The following is a 25,235-nucleotide window of genomic DNA, read 5'->3' as shown; positions in this document are numbered from 1 at the left end:
TACGGAGAGCCCATGTCTACCCCTACCGATTCCATCCAAACCCTGCTCACCCGCTTGGGCGTGCCCAGCACCGCCTACACCGGCGGCTCCTTGCCATCACGCTCGCCGATTGATGGCGCAGCCTTGGGCCAGGTGCACGAAACCTCTTTGACCGAAGTGGCCGCGGTGATCAGCCGCGCCCATGCCGCGCACCAAACATGGCGCACGGTGCCCGCACCACAGCGCGGTGAGCTGGTGCGTTTGCTGGGTGAAGAGCTGCGCGAGCACAAGCAGGCCCTGGGCACCTTGGTGTCGCTGGAGGCAGGCAAGGTTTTGTCCGAAGGCCTGGGCGAAGTGCAGGAGATGATTGACATCTGCGACTTTGCCGTGGGCCTGTCGCGCCAGTTGTACGGCCTGACAATTGCGTCCGAACGCCCTGGCCACCGCATGATGGAAACCTGGCACCCGCTGGGTGTGGTGGGTGTTATCACCGCGTTCAATTTCCCCGTTGCTGTGTGGGCTTGGAATGCTGCTTTGGCATTGGTCTGTGGCGACACCGTGGTGTGGAAACCGTCTGAAAAAACCCCGCTGTGCGCTCTGGGCGTGCAGGCAGTCTTTGACCGCGCTTGCGCGCGCTTTGGTGCCGACCGCACGGCCAACCTGTCGCAATTGGTGATGGGCCGCGCCGATGTAGGTCAAGCCCTGGTGGACGACACCAAGGTGGCCTTGGTATCTGCCACCGGCAGCACCCGCATGGGCCTGGCCGTGGGTCCACGTGTGGCAGCACGTTTTGGCCGCAGCCTGCTGGAGCTGGGTGGCAACAACGCCATCATCGTGGCGCCGTCGGCCGACCTGGACATGGCGGTGCGTGCGGTGGCTTTTGCCGCAGCCGGTACCGCCGGCCAACGCTGCACAACGGCGCGCCGCCTGATCGTGCACAAGTCGGTGCATGCCGATCTCGTGGCAAAGCTGACCCGCGCCTTTGCCAGCTTCAAGATCGGCTCTCCGCTGGAAGAAGGCACCCTGGTGGGGCCGCTGATTGACGGTGCGGCGTTTGATGCCATGCAGTCGGCGCTGGAGCAGGCCAAGGCGCAAGGTGGTGTGGTTGCCGGCGGTGAACGAGCCTTGCAGGACCAGTTCCCCAACGCTTTTTACGTGCGCCCGGCGCTGGTGCAAATGCCCGCACAGACCGAGGTGGTGCGCCACGAGACATTTGTGCCCATCTTGTATGTGATGCAGTACAGCGAACTGGCGGAAGCCATTGCGCTGAACAACGATGTGCCCCAGGGTTTGTCGTCGTCCATCTTCACAACGGACGTGCGCGAGGCCGAGCAGTTCATGTCCGCGGCGGGCTCCGACTGCGGCATTGCGAATGTCAATATCGGCACGTCGGGCGCCGAAATTGGTGGCGCTTTTGGTGGTGAAAAGCAGACCGGCGGCGGCCGCGAATCGGGGTCCGATGCATGGAAGGCCTACATGCGCCGCGCCACCAACACGGTCAACTACTCGCGGGAATTGCCACTGGCTCAGGGCGTGCGTTTTGATCTGAACTGAGGCTATGCTTGAGGCCTTCATCACGACAAGGGTCTGCATGCTGCGCTTCAAGTCACTGTCACTTCTCTACGCCGCGGCCTTGTTGGCGCTGGCTGGTCATTCGGCAGCGGGTGCTGCTCAACCGGCACGCACCAGCCAGGCCGACATCATCAAGAACTCTGCACCAAGCGATTGGCGGCGCCTGGACCCTGAGAACACGGTGGTCATGGAGATCAATGGCCAGTCCGTGGTTATGGAACTGGCGCCGCGCTTCGCCCCCAAACACGCAGCCAACATCCGCACACTGACGCGTGAGGGTTATTACACCGGCTCCGCCGTGGTGCGTGTGCAGGACAACTACGTGACTCAGTGGGCCGACCCGGCGGATGAAGAAAAAGAGAAGGACAAGGTCAAGCCGCTGGGCTCCGCTCAGGCGAGCTTGCCCGCAGAGTTTTCTATTCCCTTCAAGGGCCTGCCTATCACCCGATTCACCGATCCCGATGGCTGGGCGCCAGTCAGCGGTTTTGTAGACGGCATGCCAGCTGCGGCCAACCCTGCCAAGAACCAGGCCTGGCTGGCGCACTGTTATGGCATGGTGGGCGCGGCGCGCAGCACCAAGCCCGACAGCAGCAACGGCACCAGCCTGTATGCCATCAATGGCCAGGCGCCGCGGGCGCTGGACCTGAACATCACGGTGGTAGGTCGAATCGTCAAGGGCATGGAGGTGTTGTCATCCCTGCAGCGCGGCCCGGGCGCCATGGGGTTTTATGACAAGCCCCAAGCCTATGTGCCCATCACCCGTGCACGCATGCTGGCCGACATACCCGCGGCCGAACAACCCAACATCGAAATCATGCGCACCGACACCGCCACCTGGCGCAACCTGGTCGAGGCCAGCCGCCACGCCATCGGTGGCTGGGCCGTGCGCAGCGCGTTGCACAGCAATATTTGCAACCGCAGTGTGCCGACACGGGCCATTGCCGTCACCCCCTAAGTGTGTGAACAGGATGAAATTCAGACATGACGACTAAACGCCGCCACATCCTGGGCTTTTGGGCAGGCGCTGCCTTGTTACCGCAACATTTGTTAGCGCAAGACATACCACTATGGACCGAGTCCGACTTGCGGCAGGCCCTGGCTTTGCGTGATGCGACCCCGACCGACAACCTGGCCTACCAGCTGGTGGATTCACTGGTGACCGAAGTGGGTAGTCGACCCGCCGGTTCTGCGGCCGACCCCCGTGCCGTGGAGTGGGCGTTAGCCAAGCTCAAAGCGCTGGGTTTCTCCAACGTCCGCGCCGATCCCGTCGCGGTCAAGGCCTGGCGGGCAGGACCCGTCAGTGTGGACATCACCGCGCCATTTGCCCACCGGCTGGTGGCTACTGCGCTTGGCAATTCGGTAGGCACCCCGGCTGGCGGGCTGGAGGCAGAAATGGCCTATTACCCCGACCTGGCCTCTCTCAAAGCCGACACCAGTGACCGTGCCAAGAGTCGTATTGTTTTTATCAACCAGAAAACGGAACGCAGCCGCGATGGCTCAGGTTATGGCGGCGCCGTGATGGCGCGGGTTGCCGGTGCGGTGGAAGCTGCGCGGCGGGGCGCCGTGGCGGTGGCGATCCGCTCCATAGGGACGGACCGCGATCGCCTCGCCCACACTGGCGGCATGCGCTACGACACGCAATTGCGGCAAGTACCGGCGCTGGCTGTCTCGGTGCCCGATGCCGACTTGATAGAGCGCCTGCAACGGTATGGGCGACCGGTAGTGATGCGCTTGAATGTCCAAACCGAGACGGGGCTGGACGCAACCTCCCACAACGTGATTGCCGAAGTGCCGGGCACCGATCTGTCGGACGAAATCGTTTTGCTGGGTGCCCATCTGGATTCCTGGCATGTAGGCCAGGGGGCCATTGACGATGGTGTGGGCGTGGGTATTGTGTGTGCCGCCGCCAAGCGCCTGCTGGACGGCGGCAAGCCACTGCGCCGGACGGTACGTGTGGTCTTGTTCGCCAACGAAGAAAACGGTCTGAGCGGGGCCACGGCCTACGCAGACCAGTACAAAGCCGTCCGCCACCAACTGGTGGGCGAGTCCGACTTTGGAGCCGGCAAGGTGTGGCGTATGCGCAGCAAGGTGCATGGCGACGCCGTGCCTGCACTGCAGCAGATGGCCCGATGGCTCGCCCCACTGGGCATTGAGGCGGGCGACAACAACGGCTCGCCGGCCCCCGACGCCGGCGTGATGGTGCGCCGCAACCAGTGGCCCGGCATCGAACTCACACAGGACGGCACCGATTATTTTGACTGGCACCACACCGACAACGACACACTGGACAAAATCAACCCCGACACCCTGCCGCAAAACGTAGCAGCCTGGTCCGTTGTCGCGTGGTTGGCGTCCCAGTCATCGCAGCGCTTCGGGCAATCACCCGCTGCCTAAGTCGGCTGCCACATCCCCATTCGCTTTCATCTTTTAAATAGCTTCCATGACCACACACGCATCTGCACTCACCCCGTTGCACACCACGTTTAAACGCCTGCACAACTTTGCCCACCTGGCGTCCATCGCGGGGTGGGACCAGGCCGCCATGATGCCCAGCAAAGGCAATGAAGCCCGCGCAGCGGCCATGGCGGAACTGCAGGTGCTGATGCACCAGACGCTGACCAATCCCGCATTAAAAGCGCAGTTCGACGCGGCACAAAACGCCAACTTGGCAGAATCCGACCAGGCCAGCCTGAACGAAATGCGCCGCGAGTGGGCACTTGTCAACCGCCTGCCACAAGACCTCGTAGAAGCCCAAAGCCTGGCCAGCGCGCGCTGCGAACACGCCTGGCGCACACAACGCAAGGCCAATGACTGGCAGGGCTTTCTGGGCAACTTCAAGGAGGTCGTCACTCTGGCCCGCCGGGAGGCAAAGTTGTTGGCTGAAGCCACTGGCAGCACGCCCTATGAGGCACTGATGGACAAGTTCGAGCCCGGCATGCGTGAGAGCGCCATCACCCAGCTGTTTGGCGACGTCAAGACCTGGCTACCCGATCTGATCAGCAAGGTTATTGCCAAACAGGAATCCGAAGTGGTGGCGCAGGCTGTCGGCCCTTTCCCCATCGACAAACAACGCGCACTGGGCGTGGAAGTGATGGGCCTGCTGGGGTTTGACTTTGAGGGCGGGCGGCTGGACATCTCCACCCACCCGTTTTGTGGGGGTGTGCCGCAGGACGTGCGCATCACCACGCGTTACAACGAGGCCACGTTTGCGCCCAGCCTGATGGGCATCATCCACGAGACCGGCCATGCCCGTTACGAGCAGCGCCTGCCGCGCGACACGTTGCACCTCCCCGTGGGCCGCGCACGCTCCATGGGCATACACGAAAGCCAAAGCCTGTCGTTTGAAATGCAGCTGGCCCGCAACCCTGCCTTCCTGACGCTGATTGCGCCTCTGGTCAAGAAACACCTGGGCGACCAGGACGCTTTTGATGCCGACAACCTGGCCCGCATGATCACCCGCGTCAAGCGTGGCTTTATCCGCGTTGATGCGGATGAACTAACCTACCCGGCCCACGTGATCTTGCGCTTTGACATTGAACGTGCGCTCATCTCTGGCGAGATCGAGGCCGAGGACATCCCCGCGCTGTGGACCGCCAAAATGCAGGACTACCTGGGCGTGGATGTAGCGGGCGACTTTGACAAGGGTTGTATGCAAGACATCCACTGGCCAGCCGGCATGTTTGGCTACTTCCCCAGCTACACGCTGGGCGCCATGTACGCGGCGCAATACTTTGCCACCATCCGCACACTGCACCCGGATATGGATACACGTATCGCCAGTGGCGACCTGTCACCCGTCTTGGACTGGCTGGACACCAACATCTGGAGCCAGGCCAGCCGCTGGTCCACCGATGCGCTGGTGACCCGTGCAACGGGCGAACCGCTCAATGCCAGCCACTTCCGCAAACACCTGGAGACGCGTTACCTGGGCGCATAAACCACACCTGCAAGTAAATAGGCAAAAAAAGCCCCGCACATGCGGGGCTTGGCCACTCAAAACCAGAGATTAGGCAGCAACAGCGATCTTGCGGTTTTGCATTGGGGGGGGGGCAGGTAACCACCAATAGTCCGAATGGACTAGTGTGGACAAGAGATGAATCAAGCTCACCACCCGATTTACAGTTGTAACCGCCAATTGTGATGTGCGAATCCTGCTATTGAATAGTGAGCGACTGTCATGCACAATCGAAGGGTCATAAACACGGGATGTTCAAAATGAAGGTTTTAATCTGTTTGGGATTGGGTACGGCATTGCTGGCAGGCTGCGGGGGAGGGGCTAGCGATCTCAAAACCAACGATTGCACCATGGGTGTCAATTCTTGCAATGTCCCGCCGGTCGCCAATGCAGGTGCGCCACAAAACGTTTTGGTTGGGTCCACCGTCACACTCGACGGCACAGGCACTACCGACGCCAACAATGACTCCATCAGCTATTCGTGGTCAATCTTGCAGCGCCCAGCCAGCAGCACGGCCACTCTTGCCTCGACAACCACCGCCAAGACAACGTTTGTCCCCGAGGGCGCAGGTCTTTATGTGATCACCCTTGTCGCAAGTGATGGCAAGAGCAGCAGCGCCGTTGCCAGTACCACGGTGACCGCCAGCGCCACCAATCTGACCATCAATTCCACCTCCTATGCAAACGGCGGGACCATACCCCTTCGGATTGCAGCTACCGGCGTCGGCGGCAGCAACCTCTCCCCCCAGCTGAATATTTCAGACATCCCTAATGGCACCAAGCGCTTCGCCATCATCATGGACGATGAAACCGCGCCGTGCCAAACCGGAATCAGCGCCTGCCGCCATTGGGGTGTATTCAATCTCCCCGTTGCCAAGACGGCGATTGCTGAAGGCGAAAATCTGTTGCTGCAAAGCGGTGTGGTGTATGGCAGCAACTACACCATCGGCGTTGGCGGCGTGGCTGGAGTGGGTTATGCAGGCCCAGCCGCTACTTCGCAGCACACCTACAAACTGACGGTATATGCCTTGACGGACAACGTTACCTGGGTGACCGCCGTTCCTGAATACAGCCGCGCCAAGTTCGAACTCGACTTCAAAGCCTTCATCATCGGCAAGGCCACACTGACCGGCACTTTCCCCTAAGTTAGCAAAACCAGCAGGGCCCTAAAGTTATTCGAGGCCCTTGCTGGGTGCCTTCTTCGTCGCCACCGGCGGCGGCAGGTCCTTGGCCATCAATTCACGGGCCTGCACCACCAGCTTGTTGTGTGCATCTAGAAACGCGGCGGCAATCACTTTGCCCTCGTTGGTGTTGCTCCAACCGGCACCACCCATACCTCCCATACCTCCAAACGCAAAGCCTCCCAGGCCCAGGTCTGTGGTGCGCGCGGCGCCGGTTGCGGCGGCGACTTGTTCGGTCGTTTCGTTGTCGGTCAACAGCAGGGCCACCTGGGCTTCCTTGAACTTGATCTGCTCAACGATGCCAATCAGCGCCCCCAGGTCGCGCACGATGGGAATGTGGGCCAGCACGCCACCCAGGGTGCGTCCAGCGTTTTGCTCACTAAAGGTCAGGTTGGGGATTAAGGTGTACTGCGCCTCATAACCTTTGCCTTTTTCCACCGTATTGCCCTGCTTGCGCAAAACGCCGCTTTCCTTCAACTGTTGTTCCTGGATGGTGCCACGCAGGCCGGCAGAGCGGTCCACCACGCGGAAGCAGCCACTTTGCTGCGCCAGCAAGCGCACAAGCGGCACGGGTGAACTGGGCAGGTTGTAACTGCTGCTCATGACATAACCATTGGGGTTCTCCGCCAGGGCCAGTGTCGCCACTGGGGCATCACACTTGACCAACGACTTGTTCTCGCCCTTGGCGCCGGCCGGCCCAGCCGAGCCCGTCACTTCGGAACTGCCGCCGCCCAGCTCGGTTCCCTGCTTGCCGCAACCGGACAAGACCGCAGCGGCGCACAGCAGCACCGCGGCAGTGACGACCGGACCACGCGAAAAAGAATGAACACCAGAGTGGATGGAAACGATGAGTGACATGGAAGCTTTCTTGAAAATGCGGGCGAATAGTAACCGAGTGCAGACCGTGCACCCAGGCGACAGCCAGGGCGGAAAACCCCCTTCGCATTCGCGAACTGCCGTGCTATCGTGGTCGCTCAATTTTTGCGAAAGGCTGTGGCCATGAAACATCTCAGCGGCGTGGATTCTGCGTTTTTGCATCTGGAATCGCCAGAAATGCCCATGCACATAGGCTCCCTCAATGTGCTGGACCTGCCCGAGGGTTATGCCGGAGATTTCTTTGAAGATACAAAGACTTACATTCAGCAGCGCCTGCACCTGGCTGAAGTCTTTACCCGCAAGCTGGCCTTGATGCCGCTGGACCTGTCCAACCCGGTCTGGGTGGAGGACGAAGACATTGACCTGGATTACCACATACGCCACATCACGCTGCCCAAACCCGGCAGCAACCGCCAACTGCAACAGTATGTAGCACGCCTGCACTCCAGCCTGCTGGACCGCAGCCGCCCGTTGTGGGAGTTTTTTGTGATTGACGGCCTCAAAAGCGGCCAGGTGGCGCTGTACAGCAAGCTGCACCATGCCGGCATCGACGGCCAGGCCGGTGTGGCTGTGGCCCAGGCCATATTTGACCTGGCAGCCACCGGGCGTGTCATCAAACCGCCCCGCCCCCGCGCCCGGCGCAACCAGTACCAAATGGGCATCGCCGAGTTATTGGGTGCGGCGGCCCGCAATACGGTGGCCCAGTCGGTGGGCTTGGTCAAATCCTTGCCGCTGATTGCCAAATCGGCCAAAAATGCACTGGTTCCGGCCCGGGGGGAGAATGGCAAACGCGACTGGTCGCTGCCCAAGGACTTCACGCTTTTTGCGCCCCGCACCTCGCTGAATGTGGCCATCACCAACCAGCGCACCTTCGCCGGGCGCACGGTGCCGTTGGCCGAGGTCAAACTGATCGCCAAGCTGCTGGGTGTGTCACTGAACGACGTGGTCATGGCCACCACGGCCGGCGCCCTGCGCAGCTACCTGAAGGACAACAACGAGCTGCCGGACAAACCCCTCACCGCTGCGGTGCCTGTGAGCCTGCGCGCAGAGGGTGACACCACCTCCAACAACCAAGTCAGCATGGTGACCATGGGGTTGGCCACCAACATCAAGGACCCGCTGGCACGCCTGCGCAAGATCCACGAACTATCGGCCAACACCAAGGCCAAGATGAGCCGCTTCAAGGCCGCTATCCCCACCGACTTCCCGCTACCGGCCGCGCCCTGGCTGATGTCGGCCGTGGCCTCGTTGTTCAGCCGTTCGCGATTGGCCAATGTGATGCCGCCCTTGGCCAACCTGGTGATTTCCAATGTGGCGGGTATTCCGGTGCAGCTGTACTTTGCCGGTGCCAAGGTGGTGAGTTATTACCCCGTATCCATTCCTGCACACAGCATGGCCCTGAACGTGACCGTGCAGAGCTACAACGGGCGCCTGGACTACGGCCTGATTGCTTGCCGCCGGGCTGTGCCCGATGTCAATGACCTGGCCGATGGTTTGTTGGCAGAACACCGCGTGTTGCTGGAGCTGGCGCGGGCCCAGCTGGCCGATCCGGTTGAGGCGCTGTTGAAACCGGCCAAGGCCCAAACGGACAAGCCGACTGCGCTGGTGCACAACACCATGCCAAGCCCTGCTGCAAAACCGACCACTAGCAAGAGCCCCATCGCACGCAAGCGGGCCAAACGCGCGGCGGTTGCAGCCTAGGCTCAGTCGCCCAGCAACTGGCGCAACACATAGGGCAGGATGCCACCCGCCCGGTAGTAGTCAACCTCAATCGGCGTGTCGATGCGCAGCAGCAGTGTGCGCCGGATCTGCGAACCGTCAGCCCGGGTGATGACCAGTTCGGCCTCGCTCTGCGGGGTCAACCGGGCATCGGGGATGATGTCCACCACCTCGTCCCCCTTGAGGCCCAGGCTGCTCCAGCTGTCGCCGGCCTTGAACTGCAGTGGCAGCACGCCCATGCCCACCAGATTGCTGCGGTGGATGCGCTCAAAGCTGCGCGCCACCACGGCCTTGATGCCCAGCAGGGCCGTGCCCTTGGCGGCCCAGTCGCGACTCGACCCGGTGCCGTATTCCTCACCCGCAAACACCACGGTGGGCACGCCCGCCGCGCGGTAACGCTCGGCGGCGTCAAAGATGGAGAGCTTGTCGCCCACACCCGCGGCCCCCCGGGGCCCCTGGTACAGCGTGAAGCCGCCCTCCTCTTGGCCGCCGTCGGCCTTGGGCGGCAGCATCAGGTTCTTGATGCGCACATTGGCAAAGGTGCCACGCACCATCACGTCATGGTGGCCGCGGCGTGCGCCGTAGGAATTGAAGTCGGCCTTCTGCACGCCATGCGCCAACAGCCACTGGCCTGCGGGAGAACTCTCCTTGATGGAGCCAGCCGGCGAGATGTGGTCGGTGGTGATGGAGTCGCCAAACAGTGCCATGGTGCGTGCGCCCCGCACACTGGGTGCAACAGCCGCTTCACCCGATGCATTTAAGCCATTCTGGCCTCTAGCCCCCGTGGAATATGGTGTATTTACTACTGATTTAATTGCAAAATGCTCAAAAAACGGTGGCTCGGCGATGTAGGTGCTGCTGGGCCAGGTGTAGGCTTGGCCTGACACACCCTTGATCTTGTCCCATAACTTGCCGGGTTCGGTCGTTACCTTGGCGTAGTTCGCGCGGAAGGCCTTGCCGTTCATCGCAAACTTCAGCAGCGCATGGATCTCGTCGCTGCTGGGCCAGATGTCGCCCAGGTACACATCCTTGCCACCCTTGCCCTGGCCCACCGGTTGGGACATCAGGTCGCGGGTCACGGTGCCGGCAATGGCGTAGGCCACCACCAGCGGCGGGCTGGCCAGGAAGTTGGCCTTGATGTTGGGGTGGATGCGGGCCTCGAAGTTGCGGTTGCCCGACAGCACGGCCGCGCAGACCAGGTCGTTTTGGGTGATGACCGCGTTCAGCTCGGGTGTCAGGTCGCCGGCGTTGCCGATGCAGGTGGTGCAGCCATAACCGGCCAGCGCAAAACCCAGCTTCTCCAGGTAGGGCAACAGGCCGGTTGCTGTCAGGTATTCGGTGACGATGCGTGAGCCTGGCGCCAGTGAAGTCTTGATGTGTGGCTGCACCTTGAGCCCCGCCTCCACCGCCTTCTTGGCCAGCAGGCCTGCGGCCAGCAGCACGCTGGGGTTGGACGTATTGGTGCAACTGGTAATGGCCGCAATCAGCACATCGCCATGGCCTACGGTGATGTCCGGCTTGCCACGGACGGCGGCCGTTGCAGAAGCCGCCGCCGGTGCGTGGTGCGCGGCCAGCGTGGGTTTGTTGGCAACCATCTCGACCACCTGGCGGGCAGCACCCAAGGCGGTCGGTGGCGCCTGCGGCACAGCAGCTGGCGCAGGCGCGCCAAAGCCCCGTACCAGGTGGCGCGTCTGGAACACGGCCGCCTGCTGGTTGAAACCATTTTCTGCATTGGGTTTGGAAAACAGCGATTCAAACTGGCCTGCCACCTTGCCCAACTCGATACGGTCTTGCGGCCGCTTGGGACCGGCCAGGCTGGGCGTGACGCTACCCAGGTCCAGGGTCACCACCTGCGAAAAGTCGATCTCACCCGACACCGGCACACCGAACAGCCCCTGGGCCCTGAAGTAGGCCTCAAACGCCTCACGCTCGGCCTTGGTGCGGCCGGTGCCCTCAAAGTACGCCATGGTCTTCTCGTCCACTGGGAAGAAGCCCATCGTCGCACCGTACTCTGGCGCCATGTTGGCAATGGTGGCGCGGTCCGGCAGGCTCAGCGTGCGTGCGCCCTCACCGAAGAATTCGACAAACTTGCCCACTACCTTGTGCTGGCGCAGGATCTCGGTCACCGTCAGCACCAGGTCCGTGGCAGTCACGCCCTCGCGCAAACGCCCCTTCAGCTCGAAGCCCACCACATCCGGCGTCAAAAAGTACACCGGCTGGCCCAGCATGGCCGCCTCCGCCTCGATGCCACCCACACCCCAACCCACTACGCCTATGCCGTTGATCATCGTCGTGTGGCTGTCGGTACCGACCAGCGTGTCGGGGTAATACAGAGCGCCTTTGTCACCGCGTTGCGAGGCCTTGTGCACACCGCGCGCCAGATACTCCAGGTTGACCTGGTGCACGATGCCAAAGCCCGGTGGCACCACGCCAAAGGTGTCAAAGGCCTGCATGCCCCACTTCATGAATTCGTAACGCTCGCGGTTGCGCTGGAACTCCAGCTTCATGTTCAGGTCCAGCGAGTTCTTCTGGCCATAGTGGTCCACCATGACCGAGTGGTCCACCACCAGGTCCACCGGCACCAGCGGCTCAATGCGGGCAGGGTCCTTGCCCAGGCGTTTGGCAGCGCTGCGCATGGCGGCCAGGTCGGCCAGCAGCGGCACGCCGGTAAAGTCCTGCAGCACCACGCGGGACACCACAAATGGGATCTCGGCCGTGCGCTCGGCCCGGGGCTGCCAGTTGGCCAACTGGGCCACGTGTTCGGCCGTCACCTTCTTGCCATCGCAATGGCGTAAAACACTCTCCAGCACAATGCGCAGCGACACCGGCAGGCGTTTGACGTTGGGGAATTTTTTGGCCAGGGCTGGTAGGGAATACAGCTGGCCGGTTTTACCCGAGGCCGTGGTGAAGGATTTGACGGTGGAAGAAAAGTGGTGCGGCATGGCCTCTACTCCTGTTCGTTGGGCGACGTAGACACATTCTGGCAGCATGCTGTTAACCTTTCCTTGCGCGATGCGATGTCCGCTCTGGTTTTGTCCTATTTTTGAGGGGTTCCCATGTCCGAGTTCGATCTGGTCGTCATAGGTGGTGGCTCCGGTGGTGTGCGTGCGGCCCGCATTGCGGCCAGCCACGGTGCCCGTGTAGCCCTGGTAGAAGAATACCGGCTCGGCGGCACCTGCGTGATACGCGGTTGTGTCCCCAAGAAACTGATGGTTTACGCCTCGCGTTTTGCGCAGGAGTTTGACGAGGCAGCCGGCTACGGCTGGACGCTGGGCGAACGGCACTTTGACTGGGCCGCGCTCAAGACCCGGCGCGATGCCGAGGTGACCCGTCTGGAGGGCATTTACCGCAACAACCTGCTGGGCTCCGGGGTGCAGATTTTTGCCGGGCGGGCACAACTGCAAGACCGCAACACGGTGGTGCTGACCGATGGCACACAGCTACGGGGTAGTCATATTTTGATAGCAACCGGAGCAACACCGACGGGGGCTATCGGCATAAAAGGCCATGAGCTCTCCATAGACTCCAATGGTTTCTTCGAGTTACAGGCTCTGCCCAAACGGGTGGTGGTGCAGGGTGCGGGCTACATCGCGCTGGAGCTGGCCTGTGTGTTGCAGCGCCTGGGCGCCAGCGTGCACGTGGTGGTGCGGGGCGACGCCATCCTGCGTGGCTTTGACGATGGCGTGCGCGCCCACCTGGCGCACGAGCTGGTGGAGAGCGGTCTGACCTTTCACTTTGGTCGCAGCATCCGCGCCATCAGCCAGGCTGGTAGCAGCCTGCAGGTGGCCCTGGACAACGGCGGCGCCATCACCACCGACTGCGTGTTGCGCGCCACAGGCCGCAAGCCCAACACGCAAGACCTGGGGCTCGAAGCGCTGGGCATCACGCTGGACAGCCACGGCGCCATTCCGGTAGACGCCTTCAGCCAGACCAGCATCCCTAACATCCATGCCGTGGGCGATGTGACCAACCGTGTCAACCTGACCCCCATGGCCATCCGCGAAGGCCATGCTTTTGCCGACACGGTATTTGGCGGCACACCGCGCAGTGTGGACCACCGCCTGGTGCCCACCGCCGTGTTCACCACCCCCGAGCTGGGCGTGGTGGGCTTGACCGAACAGGCCGCACTGCAACAGTACCCGCGCCTGGATGTCTACCAGTCCACCTTCCGCCCGCTCAAGGCCACACTCTCGGGCCACACCGGCAAGGTGCTGCTGAAGCTGCTGGTGGACCGCGACACCGACCGTGTGCTGGGCTTCCATGGTGTGGGACCCGACACCGGCGAGATGGCACAACTGGTGGGCGTGGCCCTGCAGCTCCAGGCGACCAAAAGCGCGCTGGATGCCACACTGGCCGTGCACCCGACCGCGGCGGAAGAACTGGTTACCATGCGCAAACCCACGGTGCAGCACGCGCTGTAGCACCCCACGCCCCCCTACACCCACTACACCTTCCACTTCCATGTTGCCCACGACGTTAGCCACTCCACCCGCCGCAGTGGTAAACCCGCGTGCGGACATGGCGGCGCGTTTTGCGGCCGTGCGTGCAAACACGCTGGCGCTGGCCCAGCCCCTGTCGGCGGAAGACCAGTGTGTGCAGTCCATGCCCGACGCCAGCCCGACCAAGTGGCACCTGGCCCACACCAGCTGGTTTTTTGAGACGGTGGTGTTGCAGGCCTTTGTGGCGGGCTACACCCCATTCGACCCGCAGTACCTGTACCTGTTCAACTCTTACTACGAGACCTTGGGACCGCGCCACCCCAGGCCGCAGCGCGGGCTCTTGACACGGCCTGCACTGGCCGAGGTGCACGCCTACCGGCAACACGTCGACGCTGCGCTGCAGCGTTTTATCGCTACCGCATCAACAGCGCTGTGGCATGCAGCGGCGGGGTTGATCACATTGGGCTTGCAGCACGAAGAACAACACCAGGAGCTGCTGCTGACCGACGTCCTGCACCTGCTGTCCTGCAACCCGCTGTTGCCCCCTTACCTAACCCCTACCGCGGGTGGCCGCGCAAGCCCTTTGGCCCCACGCGCGCCGTACGACGAGCGCCCCGTGCAATGGCTGGCCGTGGCGGGAGGCATCCACACCATGGGGTATGCCGGTACCGGCTTTTCGTTTGACAACGAAACGCCACCACACCCGGTGATGCTGCAACCGTTCCACATCGCCCACCGCCTGGTGAACTGCGGCGAATACCTGGACTTCATCACCGACGGGGGTTACGCTGATAGCACCTGGTGGTTGTCCGACGGCTGGGCCGCCGTACAAAGCCAGGCTTGGCGTGCGCCCGCCTACTGGCTGCCACCCGGAGACCCCCGCGCGCCATCCGACCAGTGGCAGGTGTTTGGTTTGCACGGTGTGCAGCCCCTGGACCGCGCGGCCCCGGTGACACACATCAGCTTTTACGAAGCGGTTGCCTTTGCCGAATGGGCTGGTGCACGCCTGCCCACGGAGTTTGAGTGGGAGCAGGCATTTGATGCACCTCACATCACCCAGATGCTGGGCCACGCCTGGCAGTGGACCCGCTCTGCCTACGACCCCTACCCCGGTTTCAGACCGCGCAGCGGCACCGTGCGCGAGTACAACGGCAAATTCATGGTGGGTCAGCAGGTGCTGCGCGGTGCAAGCCCGGCCACACCCGCAGGACACAGCCGCAAGACCTACCGCAACTTCTTCCCGCCCGCCGCGCGCTGGCAGTTTTCGGGCCTACGCCTGGTTAAGGATTCCACATGAAAGACAGCCTGGCTTACGCGGACACGGAGGACCTGATGGACACGGAAGACGCCAGTGGCATAACGGGCGACCTAGACCACACGGAATTCCTGCTGGACCTCAAACAAGGCCTGGCACGCCAACGCAAAAGCATTTCGCCCAAGTATTTTTACGACGCGGCGGGGTCGCGCCTGTTCGACCAGATTTGCCAGCTGCCAGAGTACTACCCGACACGCACCGAGCTGTCCATCCTGCACCATCACGCGCCACAGATCGCCGTGCAGCTGGGGCCCCACGCCGAGATACTGGAATTTGGTGCCGGTTCCATGCAAAAGGTGCGTGTGTTGCTGGACGCCATGGACCGCCCGGCACGCTACGTCCCGATTGACATCTCGGCAGCACACCTGCAGGGTGCCGCCTTGCAGTTGGCCAAGGACTATCCCCACCTGCAGGTGGAGCCCCTGGAAGCCGACTACACACAAGACCTTGTTTTGCCACCCGACATGCCACCCGAAGGCCGCCGGGTAGGATTTTTTCCCGGCTCCACGCTGGGCAACTTCGAACCCCTGGACGCCTTGCGATTCATGCACATGTGCGCCAAAACCCTGCAGGGCGGTGCGCTGATACTGGGTGCCGACCTGGTCAAGAGCCCGGATCGGCTGCATGCGGCCTACAACGATGCGCAGGGTATTACTGCGGATTTCAACCGCAATGTGCTGGTGCGGGCCAACCGCGAGCTGGGTGCCGACTTTCAGCTGGACCAGTTCGCCCACAGCGCCTTCTACAACGCGCCGTTCCAGCGCATTGAGATGCACTTGGTGAGCACCTGCCAGCAGACCGTGCAGGTGGGCGGTTCTTCTTTTGTATTTGCGCAAGGTGAAACCCTGCACACGGAAAATTCCTACAAGTTCACGGTGGATGGCCTGTGCCAACTGGCCCAGCGGGCTGGTTTTACGCCAGGCCAGACATGGACCGACCCCGACCAACAGTTCTGCCTCTTGTGGCTGGACGCACCCAAATCAAGGAGCCACCTATGAAAGCCATCTGGAAAGACACCGTCATCGCCGAGAGTGACGACACCGTCATGGTGGAGGGCAACCACTACTTCCCCGAAGCCGCGTTGAACCGGGCTTACGTGACCTTCAGCAACCACAAGACCCATTGCGCCTGGAAGGGCCAGGCCAGTTATTACTCGCTGATGGTCAATGGGGAGCTGAACCCCGACGCGGTCTGGTACTACCCCGACCCCACACCCGAAGCCGCCAGCATCAAGGGTCGCGTGGCGTTCTGGAAAGGTGTTGTCGTCGTGGCTTAACTGCTAAAAAAGCCGCGCAATTTCCCAGGATGTCAGTAATATCCGCCAGCGCATACCAAAACCCGTAGCGCACTGTTTGGATCTGACATTTTTAGGGAGGCACTATGCCAAAAGTGATCATCATTGGCGGCGGTGTGGCGGGCATGAGCGCCGCTCACGAACTGGTGGAACGCGGATTCCAGGTGGAGATTTTTGAGCGCAACCCCCGCTACGTCGGTGGCAAGGCGCGCAGCGTGGATGCACCCGGCACCAACAAAATCGACCCCAAGCTTTTTTTGCCTGGCGAACACGGTTTTCGTTTCTTTCCCGGCTTTTACCGCCACGTCACCGACACCATGAAACGCATCCCGGTGGGGGGTGGTCGATCGGCATTTGATAACCTCGTGGTGACCGAAAACATGATGATGACGCAGGCCGATGCCAAGCCCATCGTGATACCGGTAGACTTCCCGACCTCGTTCAGGGAAATCGAGGAATTCTTCAAGGGCTTCCAGACCTTCAGCGCCGAATTGTCAGACGAGGAGATCAGCTTCTTCTCCGGGAAGATTTGGCAGCTGATGACCAGCTGCAAGCAGCGTTTTGCCGACGAATACGACAACATCAGCTGGTGGGACTACACGGAGGCAGGCAGCAAAAGCGCAGACTACCAGCGGCTGCTGGCCGGTGGGCTGACCCGCAGCCTGGTGGCCTGCCAGGCCCAGATGGCCAGCACACGCACCTGCGGCGCCATTCTGCTGCAGATGCTGTACATGATGATGGACCCGTTCACGCGTGACACCGACCGCGTGTTTAATGCGCCGACCAACGAGGCCTGGTTGAACCCCTGGTACAAATACCTGACCGGCAAGGGCGTCAAATACCACCACGGCGCCAGCGTGACCAGCCTACAGACCAAGGATGGCCGCATCAGCGGCGTCACCTACGAAAGAGACGGTGATGTGGGCCACGGCGGTGCACCGGGCGACTACTACCTGCTGGCCGTGCCGGTGGAGCGGGCCGCCAACCTGATGAGTGAAGAGGTGCTGGCTCTGGACCCATCGCTGAAGAACATCATCAAACTGGCCCCCAATGTGGAGTGGATGAATGGCATCCAGTTCTACCTGAACACCGGGGTCAACCTGAACCGGGGTCACAGCATGTACACCGGCAGCAACTGGGCACTGACCAGCATCTCCCAAATCCAGTTCTGGCCCGACTACGACCTGAGCCGCCGCGGCAATGGCAAAGTGGTGTCCATACTGTCGGTAGACATTTCCGACTGGAAGGCCCATGGCAATTTCAATGGCAAGGCCGCCCGGGATTGCACCAAGGACGAGGTCATGAAGGAAGTATGGGCGCAGCTCAAACAGGAACTCAACTTCGGTGGTGCCGACATCCTGCGCGACGAGATGATTGAAGACTACTACCTGGACTCGGACATCCATCCCACCAGCGGCGGCATGAGCAAAGCGGTCACCGACCGTCTGAGCCCAGTCAAGCAGGAGGCACTGGGCAAGGTGATTGAACTGGAACCGCTGCTGGTCAACCAGTGCAATACCTGGGGCATACGCCCCAACGCCCACACCGCCATCAACAACCTGTTTCTGGCCAGCGACTACGTCAAGACCAATACCGATCTGGCGACCATGGAAGGTGCCAACGAGGCCGCCCGGCGTGCTGTCAATAGCATTCTGTTGGCCGCGGATTCCGACGAGGACTACTGCGACATCTGGGACATGCACACACCACTGCTGCTCAAACCGCTCCAGGCACTGGACCGCATGAACTTCGACAAGGGACTGCCCTGGACGCAGGTGTTGTGATCAGCCCAGAGGAAGGGTCACTGTAAAGCAGGTGCCCTGGCCGGGCTGGCTGGTCACGGCAATGCTGCCGCCATGGCTTTCTACCGCCCGTTTGACGATCGCCAGTCCCAGACCCGTGCCCGGGATGTTGCCGACATTGCTGGCGCGGTGAAAGTCACCAAACAGGCGGGGCAGGTCGCCCGCCGGAATGCCAATCCCCTGGTCACGCACTTCAAAACACAGGCCCGGCCCGGTTTGGCGCACGCTAAAAAAAACGTCTTTTGCCTCGGGTGAATACTTGATGGCGTTGGACAGCAAATTGCCCAGGATGTGGCGCAGCAGCTTCTCGTCGGCCAGGATGTCCGGGTCGTCCAACTGGGCGTCCAGCGCCACGCGGGCTGTCTGCGCCTTGCCGGGCACCGCATGGCTGGCATTGGCCTCGTCCCGCAGCTGGTGGCACAGGGTCAGCAGATTAAACGGCTTGGGGCTGAAGGACAGCAGGTGGGCATCTGCCCGGCCTATGGTGAGCACCTGGTCCAGCATGAGCACCATGCGTTTGACCGAGGACTCTATGCTGTCAAGCAGCCCATTGCGCTCGTCGACCGGAAGGCGGTCGCAGTAGTTGCGCAGCAAACTATGTGAAACCAGGATGGACGTCAGTGGCGTACGAAATTCGTGTGACGTCATCGCAACAAAGGTGGACTTCAGTTCGTTTAATTCGACCTGCTGGGCCAATGCGCTGTCAAAACGTTGTTTGTCGTCCCGGTTGCGCTGCTCCAGTGCGTCGCGCGCCTGCTTGAACAACACATGCGCTTTCACACGCGCCAGGACAATCGGCGGACTGATGGGTTTGGCGATGTAGACTGCGGCACCCAGGGCAAAACCCATTTGCTCGTCTTGCGTCTCGGTTTTGCCCGTCAGAAAAATCACCGGTATGCCGGCGGTCTGCGGATCTGCCTTCAGCTGCCGGCAGACTTCGTAACCATCCATTTCCGGCATCATGATGTCCAGCAACACCAGGTCAGGTGCCTGGTTTTTGGCAATCTTGAGTGCGCGTTCGCCACTGGGCGCCAGCTTGACGGTGTAGTCGGCCTCCAACAGATCACGCATCAGCTTCAGATTCAGCGGCGTGTCGTCAACCACCAGAATGGTGGGGCGGTGGCTTAGGTCTTGCGCGGCATGCATTGCAGTCACTCAATGGGGTCTATGGCCATGGCTTGCTGAAGTATCTCCAGGCTGCGCTCACTGTCGAATCGGTTGACAGCCGCTTGCAGTTCGGAGAAGTGCTGAGGATAAGCCATGCGCAACATATTTGCATGTTCTGACAACACACGCTCTGCGTTTCCGTCGTCATTGGTCAACAAGTGCCTCAATTGTTGGCATACCAACGCCAGTTTGTGTGGGTCCAGGGCGTGGCCACCGGCATCCGCAGCTGCCACGCTGTCAAGCGGCAGCGCCTCTCGAATGGCGGCAACCTGGGCGCCTAGGGTCATGTCCAGTGCCAACAACAGCGGCTCCAGCTCGGCCCCCTCCAACCCCTGGCGCAAGACCTGCTCCACCGCAGCAGCATCCCGCACCAAATCGGTTGCCGCAATATTGCCTGCCAGGCCTTTGAGCGTATGGGCCAGGCGCAACGCTGTCTTTCCGTCCCGCGCGGCTACGGCCACGCGGATATGCGCCACTGCATCGGCCTGCGTATCCGCAAAGCCCCGCAGCATGGCCACATAACGCGGGGTATTCCCCAGAACACGGCGCAGGCCGGTATCACGGTCCAGCCCGGCAATGGTGGGCAACACCGGGGCAAAGGGTGGCATCGCGTCCGAATGTGCTCCGTCGTCTGCTGGGCCAGCGGGTGTGGCATGCGGGCCGTGCACCGGCGCTATCCAGCGCAACAGTGCGCGGAACAAGTCATCGGGGTCTATGGGTTTGGCGACAAAATCCACCATGCCGGCGGCAAGGCAGTTCTCGCGGTCTGACGCCATGGCGTTGGCCGTCATTGCCACAATAGGAATGGTCAGACCCTGTGGTTGTGAGCGGATTTCACGCGCCGCATCCAGCCCATCCATGACAGGCATCTGCAGATCCATCAGGACCAGGTCATAGGGCCGGCCATCAGCCCAAGCTTGTGCGACGCGGTCGCACGCCATACGGCCGTCGTCGGCAATGTCCACCACCAAGCCGACATCCCGCAGCAACTCACTAGCGACTTGTTGGTTGAGGGCGTTGTCTTCAACCAGAAGGACGTGTGCGCCGTGAATAGCCCGCAAGGCCTGAGGAATGGCGGTGTGCGCCACTTCGCCACGCACACTCCCCAAGCGTGGCGCATCGCTGCCAAGGCCCAGCCTGGCAGTGAACCAGAACGTAGAACCGACACCCGGCACGCTGTCCACCCCTACCTCGCCCCCCATTTGGGTCGCGAGTATCTTGGTGATGGAAAGCCCCAAGCCGGTGCCACCGTATTTGCGGGTGGTGCTGGTATCGGCCTGCTGAAAATTCTGGAAGAGTTTTTCTGCCTGCTCACGGGTCAGGCCTATGCCGCTGTCACGCACGGCAAAACGCAGCACCACGGCATCGCTGGTGCGCTCCAGGACACGAACAATGATGTCGATCTCGCCACGGTCTGTAAATTTGATCGCATTGTTGGCGTAGTTGATGACCATCTGGCTCAGGCGCAGGGCATCACCCCGCAGTATGTCGGGCACATCGTGTGGAATGTCAAACAGGAGTTCCAGACCTTTGTCTGCCGCCTTGTCGTCAATCAGGTTGGCCACCTTGGCCAGTACCTGCTCCAGGCTGAACTCACCGATCTCCAGATCGAGCTTGCCCGCCTCAACTTTGGAGAGATCCAGAATGTCATTGATGATGCCCAGCAGGTGCTGCCCAGACTGCTGCACCTTTTGCAGGTAGTCGCGTTGGCGCGGGGGCAGCTCGGTATTCAGTGCGAGGTGGCTCATGCCAATGATGGCATTCATGGGGGTGCGGATTTCGTGGCTCATATTGGCCAAAAAAGCCGACTTGGACGCCGTGGCTTCTTCTGCCTTTTGGCGCGCCAGAGCGGTTGCGTGCAGGGCCGCCTGGAGCTCTGCGTTGCGTGCCTCGGACTCCATCAATGCATGGTTCTTGGCGGCGTCAAAGATCTTGGTGTGTATCAGCAGTGTCAGGACCAGGCCAATCTGACTGGTCGCGAAGAAGAAGTCTGCATGCTGCGCGTCGTACAAAAATGGCAGCTCTATATGCAGCCATGCCGCAATACCAAAGGCCAGCACCAGAACCGCATTAACAGCCAGCCAGTAGATGGCATTGCGGTTGAAACCCAGCAGCAGTGTTGCGGTCACCGGGCCTGTAGCAAACCAGGATATGACGGGCGAAAAGAGCCCACCCGAAAAATACGTGCAGCCCAAGATGCCAACAAAACAGTTGGCAAACAGATAGATGTTTGCGGCGACGGTGTAATTGCCCGTTGTGTGGATGAAAACCAGATTGACCAGCAGGATCACATCCAGCAAGGCCATGACATAGATTCCGGGCTGGAAACTGATGGCCCAACTGACGGCGACATAACAAATCGCAAAACCCACCACCGCCCAATTGAAGCGGATCAACAGCAGCAGTCTGTCATCGGCCGGCCGGCCGGCGGCACTGGCCATGACATCGCCCACCCGGTCGAGAAGGCTCGCCAAGCGCTGCTTGCGCTCCAACCCGACTGCTTCTTCCATGGAGTTCCTGTAGTAGATCCTGCCCGTGCGCCGGATTTAGTCTACTGCAAGCGGCCTTTATCGGCTAGAAAGCTCTTCGACCTGGCGCCTGGCGGTCTCTGCATCTTTTCCGTATTCGGCCAGGTAACGCTGGCGTTCTTCGCTGCTCCACTCTGCCGGTGAAAAGCGGCTCTTGGGGTAGGACGCGCTCACATGCACAACACCCGCCTGGCGTGCCATGGTGCTGCGGTCCGGAAATTTGTCAGGTATCAGCAAAAAGCCGTCCACATCCCGCAGGCGCAAGGGAAAGGCGGGGCTTTTGTCCAGTACCAGGGCGCCAAACACCTGGAGCTTGAATTCGCGGCTACCGGCCGCCACCTCGTCGTTGAACTGCAGCAATGCAAAGGGCACGTCATTGGCATCGTCCACCCTTGCACTGACCACGTAGCGGCCCGCCTGGCGCACCTGGGCCTTCAGGTAGAAGTTCAGTGACCCGGCCTCCAGCGCCTCGCGCACCCCCGTCCAGGTGGCGGGCACGTCGGGCACGTAGACCACATCGAAGTGGACGACACCCTGTTTGCCATCTGCCGCCAACTCGACCAGCAAGCGGATGGTGCCACCAAAGTTCTGAAACCCCTGGCTGGCTGGCGTCAACCGCCCGGAATAGGTGCCATCCCCCGACGCATCGTCTGCGCTGGCCCCGTCGTCCGAAAAAGCCACGCTGGTTTGCACCAACTGGATGGGTGTACGCGAATCGGGAATGGACTGGGCCCGTGCATTGCGGATCACCAGGGGCAAGGGGCGGTCGTTTTCGTCCCGCACCGCAACGGTGAACTTCACACTCTCGGAGCCACTGAGAAACACACGCTCCTGGCTGGTGCGCAGACGCAAGCCCTTGACCTCTTCGCCATTGGCATTGCGCAGCTTCAGCTCTTCGGCAATTGGGGCAAACGGGCGAACCTGATCCGGGTGCTCGGCAATCGGGCGTGAGTCATAGGGGTAACGCGTGGCGTCGCGGTAACTGGCATAAATCTGTTCTGCCCGCTCGTAGCGGCCACGCCACAGCACTAGTTGCTCCTGGCGCGACTGCAAGCCCGCTGCGCTGTACGGTCCACTGCCTGCCACAACGGGCTGTGACGCTGCCTGCGCTGGCCCCAAGGATGCGGACAGCTGGCGTGTACTGCCAACCGCGGCGTCCGCGTCGCTGTCTGCGCCGAAGCCATACCAACCCAGCGCGGCAAGCGCAACCAGTGCGCCGCCCAGCCAAACCGCCTTAGCCTTGCGCGCCAAAGTTCACACCACTTAGGTCTTGCGAATAGGTGGAGGAAGCATCAATTGGCGTTGGCCGCCATGTCCGCGCGGACTTTGGACACCACGCCGCCCCAGGCACCATTGGTGTAGTGGTTCAAGGCCTCGCCATCGTCACGGAACTTCACAGAATGGAAACTCCACTTGGCCTTGCCGCCTTCATTGGCGGCGGTACCCAGTGTCAGGTCATTGCAAAACCAGTCCGAAGGATTGCAGAACCCGGCGCCACCGCTGCCCGACACACCGCCCGAAGAATGGTAGGCAACAGCCTCATCGTCCTGCCCGGGCAAAACGGCAGAGTACAGCGTGCCTTTGGAGCCTGCATACATATAGAACCATTTGGAACGGGTCTGGTTGTGGTCGTACAACGCACGCGCCGTTGCGGTTTTGAGATCAGATGTCAGCGGGTCCGATACGGCCCAGCTGCCTACATTGGCCAGTTCGCTGCCACCACCCGCTCCGGCTGCCACGTCCACCCATTTGATATTCCAGCCGGTCTGCGTTGTGCCGTCGCTATTGCCGCACACCCCCGATGCATTGGGCGTGGCGTTTTTCTTGCTGCGCGCCGAGCCACCGTACAGCGACAGAGCGTAGCCAATCTGCAAATTGCCCGCGCTGTGGGCGGCGATGTAACACCAGTTGTTGCCGGTGCAATAACAATCCAATGCATCCCGAACGCGGTAGTTCTGGTCAGAGACGCGGCTGAAGCCATCCCAATTGACCGACTTTTTGTTCACACCGGCAGCGGTGCTGGCTGGGCCCCAATACGTGAAATCTGCGTGGTTACCTGCCTGGGCGTTGGGATTGTTGCGACCATTGATCCACAACGAGTAATTGGTGGCATAGGCCCCACCCGCTAAAAGAACCAGGAAAACCGCAAGTGCCTTGACCGCATGTGCGGGGTTTTGACGGAAAAAAGCCAAGCTAACAGAACGCATGGATAACTCCTTGAATCTGGATTCAACTTATTGGGGTGCGCAAGTGTCTCCAATGCGCCAGCGCGTAACAACTGGGGAATACCCGCGCTGCCCCCACGCCCCAGAACCGCGCTATGTTCGCTAACCAACAGAGACCAGATAGACAAAGTTTTACATTCACAATCGCATCGCAGTCGTCTGAGACAGACGATTGCCCGTTGGATGTGTTTGGACCACTGGAGAAAAATATGAAAAAGCTGTTCGCCCTTGCGCTCGCCGCATGTACCCTCGCACCCGCACTGGCTCAAACCAATGTCGGCGTTTCCATCGGCATCAACCAACCAGGGGTTTACGGGCGCATCGATATTGGAGCTTTCCCCCAGCCCCGCATCGTTTACCCGCAACCGGTTGTCATCCTGCAAACACCCATCGCGGTTCACCAGCAACCGGTGTACCTGTATGTGCCACCAGGGCATCAGAAGAATTGGCGAAAACACTGCGGCCGTTACAACGCCTGTGGTCAGCCGGTCTACTTTGTGCAGGAAGATTGGGTGCGGGAGCGTTATGAAGAGCGCAACCGCCACGGAGACAAGGGCCACGGAAATGGCAATGGCAAGGGCCATGGCAAAGGAAACAAACACAAAGACTGAGGCGCCGGGTAGTCTTTCAACCCCTGACGACCACCAACACGTAGTGGTGGTGGTCAAGACGCCCTGAACGTCTCCAGGTGGATACTGGTCTCCGTATTGCTGATGCCTTTGAGCAGGCGGATACGCTCCAGCACCTTGGCCAGCTCCTGTAGCGATTCGGCCCGCAGTTCGGCCAACAGATCCCACCTTCCATTGGTGTCGTGCAAAGTCGCCACACCGGGTTCACCTAGCAGGCTGGCAATCACCGCACGGGTCTGGTTGCCGTCTACCGCAATACTCATCCAGGCCTTGATGGTGTTGTGCTGCACGTCCGGGCGCAGGCGCACGGTGTAGCCCACGATCACCCCCTCGTCTTCCAGCCGCCGGATGCGGTTGGTGACCGTACCCCGCGACACCTTCAACTTGGCAGCCAGTGCCGCCACGGTAAGGCGGGCGTCTTGCCGCAGCAAGGACAGCAATTTGTGGTCCGTTTCATCCATAGTGGCAATTTACCATGCCGAAATGGCAATAATTTAGCTATTTTTATGCATTGTTGACGATTGTTATTGTTTGGTCACAAAACCATACTTCTT

General features: G+C 61.2%; 19 protein-coding genes. 12 read left to right on the top strand and 7 right to left on the bottom strand.

Annotated features, from left to right (window positions below; genetic code table 11):
* Window positions 1-12: 12 nt before the first annotated feature.
* From HZ993_RS20210 to HZ993_RS20190, 5 genes are all read left to right on the top strand, one after another.
* Window positions 13-1,533, top strand: coding sequence for an aldehyde dehydrogenase family protein (locus HZ993_RS20210; protein ID WP_209394494.1), 1,521 nt, complete (start codon window positions 13-15; stop codon window positions 1,531-1,533).
* A 4-nt stretch (window positions 1,534-1,537) separates the two neighbouring features.
* Window positions 1,538-2,506, top strand: coding sequence for a peptidylprolyl isomerase (locus HZ993_RS20205; protein ID WP_245213707.1), 969 nt, complete (start codon window positions 1,538-1,540; stop codon window positions 2,504-2,506).
* A 26-nt stretch (window positions 2,507-2,532) separates the two neighbouring features.
* The gene (locus HZ993_RS20200) at window positions 2,533-3,945 is read left to right on the top strand and encodes a M28 family peptidase (protein WP_209394493.1); all 1,413 of its coding nucleotides are present in this window, start codon (window positions 2,533-2,535) and stop codon (window positions 3,943-3,945) included.
* 46 nt (window positions 3,946-3,991) lie between these two features.
* Complete coding sequence (locus HZ993_RS20195) at window positions 3,992-5,488, top strand: carboxypeptidase M32 (RefSeq protein ID WP_209394492.1); 1,497 nt, start codon at window positions 3,992-3,994, stop codon at window positions 5,486-5,488.
* Between the two features lie 368 nt (window positions 5,489-5,856).
* Window positions 5,857-6,651 (top strand): YbhB/YbcL family Raf kinase inhibitor-like protein, encoded by a 795-nt coding sequence (locus HZ993_RS20190; protein WP_209394491.1) that lies wholly within the window; start codon window positions 5,857-5,859, stop codon window positions 6,649-6,651.
* 27 nt (window positions 6,652-6,678) lie between these two features.
* Here the strand turns inward: HZ993_RS20190 and HZ993_RS20185 are convergent, their stop codons facing one another.
* Window positions 6,679-7,545, bottom strand: coding sequence for a CsgG/HfaB family protein (locus HZ993_RS20185; RefSeq protein ID WP_209394490.1), 867 nt, complete (start codon window positions 7,543-7,545; stop codon window positions 6,679-6,681).
* A 141-nt stretch (window positions 7,546-7,686) separates the two neighbouring features.
* Between HZ993_RS20185 and HZ993_RS20180 the strand changes: the two genes are divergently transcribed.
* Complete coding sequence (locus HZ993_RS20180; RefSeq protein WP_209394489.1) at window positions 7,687-9,264, top strand: wax ester/triacylglycerol synthase family O-acyltransferase; 1,578 nt, start codon at window positions 7,687-7,689, stop codon at window positions 9,262-9,264.
* Window positions 9,265-9,266: 2 nt separating this feature from the next.
* Here the strand turns inward: HZ993_RS20180 and HZ993_RS20175 are convergent, their stop codons facing one another.
* Window positions 9,267-12,224 (bottom strand): aconitate hydratase, encoded by a 2,958-nt coding sequence (locus HZ993_RS20175; protein WP_209394488.1) that lies wholly within the window; start codon window positions 12,222-12,224, stop codon window positions 9,267-9,269.
* A 114-nt stretch (window positions 12,225-12,338) separates the two neighbouring features.
* Between HZ993_RS20175 and gorA the strand changes: the two genes are divergently transcribed.
* The 5 genes from gorA to HZ993_RS20150 all read left to right on the top strand — a co-directional run bounded on the left by gorA (window position 12,339) and on the right by HZ993_RS20150 (window position 18,114).
* Entirely contained in the window at window positions 12,339-13,703 is a 1,365-nt protein-coding gene (gorA, locus tag HZ993_RS20170; protein WP_209394487.1) for a glutathione-disulfide reductase, read from the top strand.
* 97 nt (window positions 13,704-13,800) lie between these two features.
* Window positions 13,801-15,018, top strand: coding sequence for an ergothioneine biosynthesis protein EgtB (gene egtB / locus HZ993_RS20165; RefSeq protein WP_209398646.1), 1,218 nt, complete (start codon window positions 13,801-13,803; stop codon window positions 15,016-15,018).
* Window positions 15,019-15,050: 32 nt separating this feature from the next.
* Entirely contained in the window at window positions 15,051-16,034 is a 984-nt protein-coding gene (egtD, locus tag HZ993_RS20160) for an L-histidine N(alpha)-methyltransferase (protein ID WP_371817007.1), read from the top strand.
* On the top strand, window positions 16,031-16,312 hold the full coding sequence (locus tag HZ993_RS20155; protein ID WP_209394486.1) for a DUF427 domain-containing protein: 282 nt from the start codon (window positions 16,031-16,033) through the stop codon (window positions 16,310-16,312). Before egtD ends, HZ993_RS20155 begins: the two co-directional genes overlap by 4 nt.
* A 104-nt stretch (window positions 16,313-16,416) precedes the next feature.
* Window positions 16,417-18,114: an FAD-dependent oxidoreductase gene (locus HZ993_RS20150; RefSeq protein WP_209394485.1), complete on the top strand. Its 1,698-nt coding sequence runs from the start codon at window positions 16,417-16,419 to the stop codon at window positions 18,112-18,114.
* On the opposite strand, the gene HZ993_RS24705 is transcribed toward HZ993_RS20150, so the two are convergent.
* Genes HZ993_RS24705 through HZ993_RS20130 form a run of 4 tightly spaced genes read right to left on the bottom strand, consistent with a single transcriptional unit; the run spans window position 18,115 to window position 24,034 of the window.
* Complete coding sequence (locus HZ993_RS24705; protein WP_209394484.1) at window positions 18,115-19,278, bottom strand: hybrid sensor histidine kinase/response regulator; 1,164 nt, start codon at window positions 19,276-19,278, stop codon at window positions 18,115-18,117. It abuts the gene before it with no gap.
* A 5-nt stretch (window positions 19,279-19,283) separates the two neighbouring features.
* Window positions 19,284-21,809: a response regulator gene (locus tag HZ993_RS20140; protein WP_209394483.1), complete on the bottom strand. Its 2,526-nt coding sequence runs from the start codon at window positions 21,807-21,809 to the stop codon at window positions 19,284-19,286.
* A gap of 57 nt (window positions 21,810-21,866) precedes the next feature.
* Window positions 21,867-23,078 (bottom strand): hypothetical protein, encoded by a 1,212-nt coding sequence (locus HZ993_RS20135; protein WP_209394482.1) that lies wholly within the window; start codon window positions 23,076-23,078, stop codon window positions 21,867-21,869.
* Between the two features lie 41 nt (window positions 23,079-23,119).
* On the bottom strand, window positions 23,120-24,034 hold the full coding sequence (locus tag HZ993_RS20130; RefSeq protein WP_209394481.1) for a hypothetical protein: 915 nt from the start codon (window positions 24,032-24,034) through the stop codon (window positions 23,120-23,122).
* 227 nt (window positions 24,035-24,261) lie between these two features.
* Here HZ993_RS20130 and HZ993_RS20125 point away from each other — a divergent pair, with 227 nt between their 5' ends.
* The gene (locus tag HZ993_RS20125) at window positions 24,262-24,663 is read left to right on the top strand and encodes a hypothetical protein (protein ID WP_209394480.1); all 402 of its coding nucleotides are present in this window, start codon (window positions 24,262-24,264) and stop codon (window positions 24,661-24,663) included.
* Between the two features lie 53 nt (window positions 24,664-24,716).
* Here HZ993_RS20125 and HZ993_RS20120 read toward each other — a convergent pair whose 3' ends face one another.
* Window positions 24,717-25,142, bottom strand: coding sequence for an Lrp/AsnC family transcriptional regulator (locus HZ993_RS20120; protein ID WP_209394479.1), 426 nt, complete (start codon window positions 25,140-25,142; stop codon window positions 24,717-24,719).
* Window positions 25,143-25,235: the final 93 nt, after the last annotated feature.

The organism is Rhodoferax sp. AJA081-3, from assembly GCF_017798165.1.
Taxonomy (GTDB): domain Bacteria; phylum Pseudomonadota; class Gammaproteobacteria; order Burkholderiales; family Burkholderiaceae_C; genus Allorhodoferax.
Note: the sequence above shows the minus strand (reverse complement) of the source record. Positions and strands in the feature narration are given on the sequence as shown.

What these genes read in the sequence shown, in the direction of transcription:
- HZ993_RS20180 (WP_209394489.1), top strand. Translation starts at nt 7,687, where the DNA reads ATGAAACATCTCAGCGGCGTGGATTCTGCGTTTTTGCATCTGGAATCG.
- HZ993_RS20140 (WP_209394483.1), bottom strand. Translation starts at nt 21,809, where the DNA reads ATGGAAGAAGCAGTCGGGTTGGAGCGCAAGCAGCGCTTGGCGAGCCTT.
- HZ993_RS20205 (WP_245213707.1), top strand. Translation starts at nt 1,538, where the DNA reads ATGCTTGAGGCCTTCATCACGACAAGGGTCTGCATGCTGCGCTTCAAG.
- HZ993_RS20175 (WP_209394488.1), bottom strand. Translation starts at nt 12,224, where the DNA reads ATGCCGCACCACTTTTCTTCCACCGTCAAATCCTTCACCACGGCCTCG.
- HZ993_RS20210 (WP_209394494.1), top strand. Translation starts at nt 13, where the DNA reads ATGTCTACCCCTACCGATTCCATCCAAACCCTGCTCACCCGCTTGGGC.
- HZ993_RS20150 (WP_209394485.1), top strand. Translation starts at nt 16,417, where the DNA reads ATGCCAAAAGTGATCATCATTGGCGGCGGTGTGGCGGGCATGAGCGCC.
- HZ993_RS24705 (WP_209394484.1), bottom strand. Translation starts at nt 19,278, where the DNA reads ATGCATGCCGCGCAAGACCTAAGCCACCGCCCCACCATTCTGGTGGTT.
- HZ993_RS20195 (WP_209394492.1), top strand. Translation starts at nt 3,992, where the DNA reads ATGACCACACACGCATCTGCACTCACCCCGTTGCACACCACGTTTAAA.
- HZ993_RS20155 (WP_209394486.1), top strand. Translation starts at nt 16,031, where the DNA reads ATGAAAGCCATCTGGAAAGACACCGTCATCGCCGAGAGTGACGACACC.
- HZ993_RS20190 (WP_209394491.1), top strand. Translation starts at nt 5,857, where the DNA reads ATGGGTGTCAATTCTTGCAATGTCCCGCCGGTCGCCAATGCAGGTGCG.
- HZ993_RS20200 (WP_209394493.1), top strand. Translation starts at nt 2,533, where the DNA reads ATGACGACTAAACGCCGCCACATCCTGGGCTTTTGGGCAGGCGCTGCC.
- HZ993_RS20130 (WP_209394481.1), bottom strand. Translation starts at nt 24,034, where the DNA reads ATGCGTTCTGTTAGCTTGGCTTTTTTCCGTCAAAACCCCGCACATGCG.
- HZ993_RS20185 (WP_209394490.1), bottom strand. Translation starts at nt 7,545, where the DNA reads ATGTCACTCATCGTTTCCATCCACTCTGGTGTTCATTCTTTTTCGCGT.
- HZ993_RS20125 (WP_209394480.1), top strand. Translation starts at nt 24,262, where the DNA reads ATGAAAAAGCTGTTCGCCCTTGCGCTCGCCGCATGTACCCTCGCACCC.
- egtB (WP_209398646.1), top strand. Translation starts at nt 13,801, where the DNA reads ATGGCGGCGCGTTTTGCGGCCGTGCGTGCAAACACGCTGGCGCTGGCC.
- gorA (WP_209394487.1), top strand. Translation starts at nt 12,339, where the DNA reads ATGTCCGAGTTCGATCTGGTCGTCATAGGTGGTGGCTCCGGTGGTGTG.
- HZ993_RS20120 (WP_209394479.1), bottom strand. Translation starts at nt 25,142, where the DNA reads ATGGATGAAACGGACCACAAATTGCTGTCCTTGCTGCGGCAAGACGCC.